Below are 7,889 nucleotides of genomic sequence, written 5' to 3' on the forward strand. Positions count from 1 at the left end.
TTAATACATCACCGGCTTTAATATCTTGGGCTACATAAATCGAACGGCGATATTGTTTGGATTTTTCTTCAGCTTCAGTGCCACCATAACACACCTGCCCCAAGGCTTGTTTCGCTCGGCCAGTCTCAGTTACTAACGCACTGAGTTCACTAGGTTCAAGTGAAAAAACCGCATCCACCCCTCCGGCACTGCGATCTAATACAAAGTGTTTTTCTATGACTGTTGCGCCTAAGGCAACAGCAGCAACTGATACACCAATACCGCCTGTGTGGTCAGACAAGCCCACCTGACAGCCAAAGGCCTGCGCTAAGTGAGGAATAGTAAATAAATTGGTATTACTCGGCTCAGCGGGATAAGTACTGGTGCATTTCAATAAAATAATATCCTCACACCCCGCTACTTTAGCGGTCCTAACCGCGTCTTCTATTTCACGTAAACTGGCCATGCCGGTAGACATTATCAAGGGTTTTCTCTTAGACGCAGCTTTGGCAATCAAAGGCAAATCGGTTAATTCAAATGATGCGATTTTAAAACAAGGCACACCAAGCTCGTCTAAAAAATCCACTGCAGCTTCATCAAAAGGTGAGCTAAACGCGACCATACCCAGTTCATTAGCTCGCTTAAACAAACTAGCGTGCCACTCGTAAGGCGTGGCCGCTTTTTGATAGAGTGCATAGAGCTTTTCTTTGAACCATAGACTGTCTTGTTCTTGGATCACAAAGTCATCAGTACCGACGTCCAACGTCATACTATCAGCAGTGTAAGTTTGTAGTTTTATTGCATGGGCGCCAGCTTCAGCCGCCGCCTCAACCATAGCAATGGCCAAATCAAGTTGTTGGCTATGATTACCACTTAGTTCAGCGATGACAAAAGGGGAATGGCTAGGGCCGATGGTAAAATGGCCAATCTGAATATCATTCATCTTCTGCAGCTCCGTTTAATGCTTGCAATATAGATACAATGTTATCGGCCAATACAGCTGGCTTTTCACATAAACACCTAGCCTGTAAACGCTCATTTTGAGTCAGTACCTGTCCAGAGTGCAATGGGCAAGGTGCCGTTGTATCTGTGGCAAAATCTGGCATCACTATTTTGGGGTTGGCCATGCCACTTATGAGTAAGGTGGGGCATGCCACAGCATCAGCATACCATTTGAAAGCACTTGCTTTACACACCACTAAATCGCTGTTTGCTAGTTTTCTAAGCAGTCCGCTTAACTCAAAATTTGAATCACGGTCGAACCACACTTTGCATCCTGCTTCTTGTAACGCTAAAGCCAAATCTGTGCTGTAAGGATAAATATACCCATCATCGGATTGTGATAAACACAATGCTACTGTTGCTTTTTTCGTTTCATTTCTTGCACCGGGCTGTATGTTCATATCAATTCGATTATCCATAGTGATAGAACCAAAACCACAACACTGTTTTAAGTAAAATTCAGGATAACCGCCTTCTGGTAAATAATCGCCCACTGTCCAATTTGAAAACCAACGACTCATTGTAAAGAAACTGCTCAGCATATAGGTCGCAGGAACGTTTACGTAGTCAGCTTGCAAACTTTGATCTTTGACTTTATCAAGTAAGGTTTGAATAGATATCGACAAATAATTACCGCCGATAGGCTCGCCCGCATCTTGTAAGAATCGCGCTAAAAAGCACGGCATAAAAGCTGTATCCAAGTTGACTATCTGCGAATACGCTTCACCGATAATATCTTCAGCCAAGCCTAAAAAAGCTTCCATAGCTTGAAAGAAATCATCAGGCCAATACTCAAGTACTTTTACATCAGTCTCTGGCTCTGCCAGTTTCAATACGCCAGCGGCTTGCCCAAAACTCAAAAAATGAATTTCAGCCTCAGGAAATTTTTGTTTAAAAAATCGCAAAGCTGGTAAGCCAATAGCCACTACATCGCTGTCAGATAACATACGAATGATTAATATTTTTTGAGGGCTCAATGCAGCCACTTTAGTCATGAGAATTACCTGTAATGAGATTCGTTTTTTGCATATAAGCTTGGTACATTAATTCTGCTCTTTGCCAATCTTCATAAGTATCAATGTCTTGCACTAAGTGACGAGGTAAAACTACGGGGATGGCATGCTCACTGAACATAGCTTTATCACTTAAAAACCCTTCGATAGTGCCCCAATAAAACTGACCTGCATCATGAAACGCTTCGCTTAGATCCTGTGAGCGTTTTGCAATAAATTCAGGATACATTGGGGCGACACCGCTGCCCTGCATGGTTAAAGCTCGCTGTACAGGAAACGCAAAACTGGTACAGGAAAACGCGAAACTTTTTTGCTTATCTGATTGCAGCTTCTGCAAGGCATCTTGTAAATAATAGGCCTGCAAGAAGGGAGCGGTAGCATAGATGCAGCAGCAATAGTCGGGTTGAATTCCTTGGCTAAGGCTGAACTTTATAGCGTGTTTTGTTACGGCTCCAGTACCTACAAAATCGTCAGATAGTTCAGCAGGACGTAAAAAAGGCACTTTTGCACCATAGCGGATTGCTACCTCAGCGACATCTTCACTGTCAGTGGAAACCCAAATTTGTTCAAATAACCCACTGTTTTTTGCCGCTTCGATGGAATAGGCGATCAGCGGCTTACCGGCAAACGCTTTGATATTTTTTCCGGGTATGCGTTTACTACCGCCTCGAGCTGGAATAATCGCTATATTCAACTCAATACCTCTTGTAAGGTTTCAATCACAGAGTCCTGTTCAGTCTCAGTCATGCTCGGAAAAAGAGGTAATGTTAGTGCGTGTTTATAATAGTGTTCAGCGTTAGGGAAATCACCTTGTTGAAAACCCAAGTGTTGATAATAGGGTTGCAGGTGAATAGGAATATAATGCACATTCACTCCAATACCTTTGTCATGTAAGTCTTGATAAGTGCTAAGCCGGTCATGTTTGGTTAATTCAATCATGTACAAATGCCAAGCGCTGGTTTGATAGCTTTCTTCACAAGGCAAGACCAAAGGCAGGTCTTTTAATTTTTCTTTATAGCGCAAGGCCAGAAAACGGCGCTTAGCAATAAACTCATCTAACTTTTGCAGTTGACTGAGCCCCAATGCTGCGTGCAAATCACTTAATCTATAATTGTAGCCCAACTCAATTTGCTGGTAATACCAAGGGCCTTCATTGACACCTTGCATCATATTCGGGTCACGTGTGGTGCCATGTTTGGCAAACAAGGTCAGTTTAGATGCCATCTCTGCGTCATTGGTAAGTACTGCACCGCCCTCAGCGCTGGTAATAGATTTAACGGGATGAAAGCTCAAGACAGTCATGTCAGAAAATTGGCAGCAACCTATTTTTCTCCCTAAATAATCCCCGCCCAATGCATGGGCAGCGTCTTCAATAAGGGCGATATTAAAAGGCTGAGTCAATTGTTGGATTTGCTGCATATCGCAGCTCAAGCCTGCAAAATGCACAACAATCAGGGCTTTGGGTAAGCGATTGTTTTTCTGCGCTTCGGCAAGCTTATTTTTAAGTTCTGAAATAGCAAGATTGCGAGTAAGCGGATCAATATCAACAAAATCCACCTCTGCTCCACAGAAACGCGCACAATTCGCTGACGCAACAAAAGAATTGGGTACTGTCCAAACCACATCGCCAGAGCTGACACCCGCGGCCAAACAAGCGATATGCAAGCCTGAGGTTGCACTATTAACCGCGACAGCATGCCGGGCTCCAGTGTAGTCGCACAGTGCTTGTTCAAATTGAGGAACAACCGCTCCTTGAGTTAAAAATTGATTACGCAGCACATCTACTACGCTCTGCACATCGGTTTCATCCACCAGATGTTTACCATAAGGGATCATAAATTGTTCCCTTATAAGGTATTTTTGTCGAGTTGTTTCAGTTCATCAACTGACAAAAAGTGCGGGTTAGTACCAGAGTGATATTCAAATTTTTCGCCTACCGCTTGCCCTTTTTCACCTAATTTGTTGAGCTTAAAATTTATGTTTTTTTCAAAAAAGGTGATGGCGGGCGTTATGACATAGTGATCAGAAAATTCTAAAGAATGATGGGCCATTTCTTCGGGCACCATCACCTCGTGGAGTTTTTCACCCGGGCGAATGCCAACCACCTCGTACTCTAATTTGCCACTAATTGACTCAACCAAATCTAATATGCGAATTGAAGGAATTTTAGGTACAAAAATCTCTCCCCCTTGCATCCGCTGAAAGCTTTTGACCACAAAATCGACGCCTTCATCTAAGGTGATCCAGAATCGTGTCATTTCGATGTGAGTAACCGGCAACGAAGTCACGCCTTTGGCGATTAGCTGCCGATAAAAAGGCACCACGGATCCTCGAGACCCCACCACATTTCCGTAGCGCACGACAGCAAATCGCGGTCCTTTAGCACCAGACATATTATTGGCGGCAACAAATAATTTGTCAGAGGCGAGTTTCGTTGCGCCATATAAATTAACAGGGTTTGCCGCTTTATCTGTAGATAAAGCGATAACCCTACTTACGTTAGTATCAATCGCTGCGTCAATCACGTTTTGTGCACCGTTGATATTAGTTTTAATGCATTCATTGGGGTTATATTCTGCCGCAGGCACTTGTTTTAAGGCTGCCGCATGTATTACATAATCCACTTCGCGCATAGCGCTTTTTAGCCGCTCTTTATCTCGCACGTCACCAATGAAATAACGCATGGCGGGATGATCATGAGTTTGTTGCATTTCAAATTGCTTTAGCTCATCACGAGAATAGATAATGACTTTTTTAGGCTGGTAAAGACTAGTGATGTGCTCAACGAAACGCTTTCCAAATGAACCTGTGCCGCCGGTTATTAAAATCACTTTATTATTAAACACGTTTATCTCTCCAACCTAATTGTGAGTTTTTCTCACTTTATTTTTAGTGTGCATCACCTAATTAGCATAACGCAAAATCGGATAACGAAAAAACTATAACGACAACTTCGATGTGAATGTCAAAACATCTTAAAGGAATTATTTATATTTTTTGACCGCCTTGCGGCCACGAACTAAATCACTTAGCTGTTTTAATGACGCTTTTGACAATTCTGATACGTAAGCAACTAGCAGGCCATTAACTTCAAGTTCGGCCTTGGCAAATTTTTTTTGGAGTTCAGGTTCGCAAGATTGCAGATATTCGTTGATAATAACGTCTCTTTGCTCAATGAGTTTAAGAAGCTCAAACTCATTGAAAGATTCAAGCAAAAAGAGCTCAGATACTTGTGCATTGAGCTCTTTTAGTGGAATCGGTGTAAATGCATGATCTAGATTTAAGTTCTTCAAACGGCGGTTTGTCGCTTTTGCCTTTGTATTTCATAAGCCTCTTGCTTCGCAGACTCAGGAATTTGTGACCAGGCTGTTTTGATAGGTAACAATAGGTTAATCACTTCATCCATTATCTTCAAGCTATTCTGCACACTGGCATCAACTAAACGTTGAACCATGTAATCATACAAATTAAACAAATTAACTGAAACTTCACCTCCCGCGTCCATATCTAGCGTATCACGCAGCGTCACGATGATTGCTGTCGCGCGTGATATGTGCTCTGCCTTAAGCGCATAATCTTTGCGCTCCATGCCCCCTTTTGCATAGGCCATTTTTTCAAGCGCCCCTTGCATCAACATTAGCGTTAACTTGTGGGGATCAGCATGGGCGATATCTTGTTTAAGATTACCTTTTTTGTATGCATTAATGCCTTTTAACGTCACGAGTCCTACCTTAACTTATTAAAATTAGCCATTTAACATTGCAACCAATGCAGAGCCAGTTTGGTTTAATTTAGCAACCGTTTGGTCAAGCCCTAAGTATTTGTCCCGCAAGATCTGCTCATAGCTCGACATTCTCAATTCGAACTGCTCTCTCTCATCGGCCAGCAAATCTTTTTGATCCTTAACAGACCTTTCTCTGCTCGTTAACAAACCACTATAAGACGTATATTCCTTAACGTAGTCGTATAATCTGGCGCCGATGCCTGAATCTTCATCGGTAAACAATTTAGAAATTTCATCGAAGTTATTTTCAAGCGCATCTTTGAGCCTGTCTTCGCCACTGCCAAAACCGTATTTGTCAGTAGCTCCAATCTCTAAATCACCGTCTTCATTGAACTCAATACCAAGTTGAAAAATAGTGCCCAAACTTGAGCTGGATACAGATGAGCCAATGATTGACGCTAAGCCTTGTTGGATACCTCTGATCATGAAGTCTCCCGCCAAGGCACCATCATCTTCCAAATCCGATAGACCGTATTTGGTTAATGCCGTCATTTCCTTATTCAAGGCATTAAAGTTATCCACAAAATCACGAATTTTCTTATCGATACCCTCGGTATCAAAACCAATTTTAAGTGTCGACTTTTTACGGGTGACTGCATCGCCTTCAAGTTCACTTACCTCAGACACTTCAAAGGACACGTTAGCGATGGTGTTCTTAAATTCATTCGTAGTACTCTCTACATCGATGCCATCTATGTTTGCCTTCGCATTTTGCGCTGAGACTACTGGAGACAAATAAGAGAGTGATTCAGCTGAGTTTGTGGTCGATACTCGGTTCAGTTCAGCTAAGTCATTATCGTTGACGATGACTAAATCGTTTCCTTCACCTGTCGTAGAGGATGAAAATACCAGTTTAGCGCCCCCTGAAGCAGTACCCGTATCGATAATACTTGAGGTTACACCAAAGTTGGCGGAATTTTGGTTAATGGCCGAGCTGAGCTGTTGTAAAGTCATTCCAGCAGTAACGTTGATCGAAAAGGAGTCGCTGGTGCTGGGCACTTTAAATGTGAGTGAACCTGACCCTGAAGTTAGAACTGGAGATGATGTACCGCTAAAACCACCGTCGACCGCTTTCGCTGTTTCAATACGGCTTCCACTCGCTAGTTGGCTGACGGCAATTTTATATGACCCCTCCACCGCACTGTTAGAAGCCTCAGCAGTAAAAGGTTCAACGTTCTCACTCGGATTGGTGATAGTCGGTTCGCGTCCTTTCAACGCGGTATCGGTGCGCAATTCATCCACTGAATCTAAAAAGTCTTTCATTTTAGATTTTAATTTGCCAAGACTCGATATCTCAGCATCAAGGGTTTCATCTTTTGCATCAAGTCTATCTTGTTTAGGTTTGCGCTCAGCATCCAATAATTGAGTCACCAAAGCTTCAAGATCTAAACCTGAACCTACACCCAGAGACTGAATTGACATGAGAAACCTCTACCTTAATTAAACTTGTTTATTAAAAAGAATCCCTACTGTGTTGCCCAAATCTGATTGCAACTCACGTAAACGTTCTGAGAGTTTTAGTACTTCTTCTGAAGGAATTTGCCGGATAACCTCTCCGGATTCACTATCAGTTACTTTAACAACAGGGCGCTCACTACTTTCATCAACTGAAAAATTTAGCTGCCTGTTGCTTGATTTAGCAAAATCGCTAAGCTCATCAACTGCCGCTTTAATATTTTCTGTCGATAGGGACTTTTCAGTATTATCTCGGTTATCGACGTTTGCCGCATTACCTTTAACTGTTTCTTGCTTCGTATCTCGGTTTTGGGCTTTTTCAAGTCCAGCGGAATCGCTTAAACCAGGATTAACGTATTTTGGTACTGCAAGATTATTACCACTTTGCGAGACATCAATCTCCATCTTACACCTCCACAAGGAAATGAGTCAGCTTCACACAATACAAAGCTAACTCATTCAATACTATGAACCAAACTCTTTAGACTAGCCTAATAAAGACAGTGCTGATTGAGGACGCTGGTTCGCCTGACTTAATACTGATAGTGATGCTTGTTGTACAATCTGATTTCGAGTCAATTCAGCTGTTTCAGTCGCAAAATCAGTATCACGGATTTGCGAACGCGCTGCTGAAATATTCTCAGAAATATTACTCA

At 42.4% G+C, this 7,889-nt stretch carries 10 protein-coding genes; all 10 read right to left on the reverse strand.

The annotated features are described in order from the left end of the window. The coding region (pseI, locus tag NWQ57_RS20585) for a pseudaminic acid synthase (RefSeq protein ID WP_306024065.1) at positions 1-922 on the reverse strand (922 nt) is incomplete at its 3' end. Further along, positions 915-1,976: a glycosyltransferase family 9 protein gene (locus tag NWQ57_RS20590; RefSeq protein ID WP_306024066.1), complete on the reverse strand. Its 1,062-nt coding sequence runs from the start codon at positions 1,974-1,976 to the stop codon at positions 915-917. The genes NWQ57_RS20590 and pseI, both read right to left, overlap by 8 nt. Beyond that, entirely contained in the window at positions 1,969-2,688 is a 720-nt protein-coding gene (gene pseF / locus NWQ57_RS20595) for a pseudaminic acid cytidylyltransferase (protein ID WP_306024067.1), read from the reverse strand. The genes NWQ57_RS20590 and pseF overlap by 8 nt, the downstream gene beginning before the upstream one ends. Beyond that, on the reverse strand, positions 2,685-3,830 hold the full coding sequence (gene pseC, locus NWQ57_RS20600) for a UDP-4-amino-4,6-dideoxy-N-acetyl-beta-L-altrosamine transaminase (RefSeq protein ID WP_306024068.1): 1,146 nt from the start codon (positions 3,828-3,830) through the stop codon (positions 2,685-2,687). The genes pseF and pseC overlap by 4 nt, the downstream gene beginning before the upstream one ends. 11 nt (positions 3,831-3,841) lie before the next feature. Continuing rightward, on the reverse strand, positions 3,842-4,840 hold the full coding sequence (gene pseB / locus NWQ57_RS20605) for a UDP-N-acetylglucosamine 4,6-dehydratase (inverting) (RefSeq protein ID WP_306024069.1): 999 nt from the start codon (positions 4,838-4,840) through the stop codon (positions 3,842-3,844). A gap of 138 nt (positions 4,841-4,978) precedes the next feature. Then, positions 4,979-5,287 carry a hypothetical protein gene (locus NWQ57_RS20610; RefSeq protein WP_306024070.1) on the reverse strand — a complete coding sequence of 103 codons (309 nt, stop codon included), beginning with the start codon at positions 5,285-5,287 and terminating at the stop codon, positions 4,979-4,981. Next, positions 5,284-5,715, reverse strand: a complete 432-nt coding sequence (gene fliS / locus NWQ57_RS20615) for a flagellar export chaperone FliS (protein WP_306024071.1) — start codon at positions 5,713-5,715, stop codon at positions 5,284-5,286. Before fliS ends, NWQ57_RS20610 begins: the two co-directional genes overlap by 4 nt. A 24-nt stretch (positions 5,716-5,739) precedes the next feature. After that, complete coding sequence (fliD, locus tag NWQ57_RS20620; protein WP_306024072.1) at positions 5,740-7,200, reverse strand: flagellar filament capping protein FliD; 1,461 nt, start codon at positions 7,198-7,200, stop codon at positions 5,740-5,742. Positions 7,201-7,218: 18 nt separating this feature from the next. After that, positions 7,219-7,638: a flagellar protein FlaG gene (locus NWQ57_RS20625; RefSeq protein ID WP_306024073.1), complete on the reverse strand. Its 420-nt coding sequence runs from the start codon at positions 7,636-7,638 to the stop codon at positions 7,219-7,221. An 81-nt stretch (positions 7,639-7,719) separates the two neighbouring features. After that, positions 7,720-7,889 (reverse strand): flagellin (locus NWQ57_RS20630; protein ID WP_306024099.1); only part of this gene is annotated, 170 nt, incomplete at its 5' end.

Origin of the sequence: Paraglaciecola sp., assembly GCF_030730205.1 — a bacterium.
Lineage (GTDB): Bacteria > Pseudomonadota > Gammaproteobacteria > Enterobacterales > Alteromonadaceae > Paraglaciecola.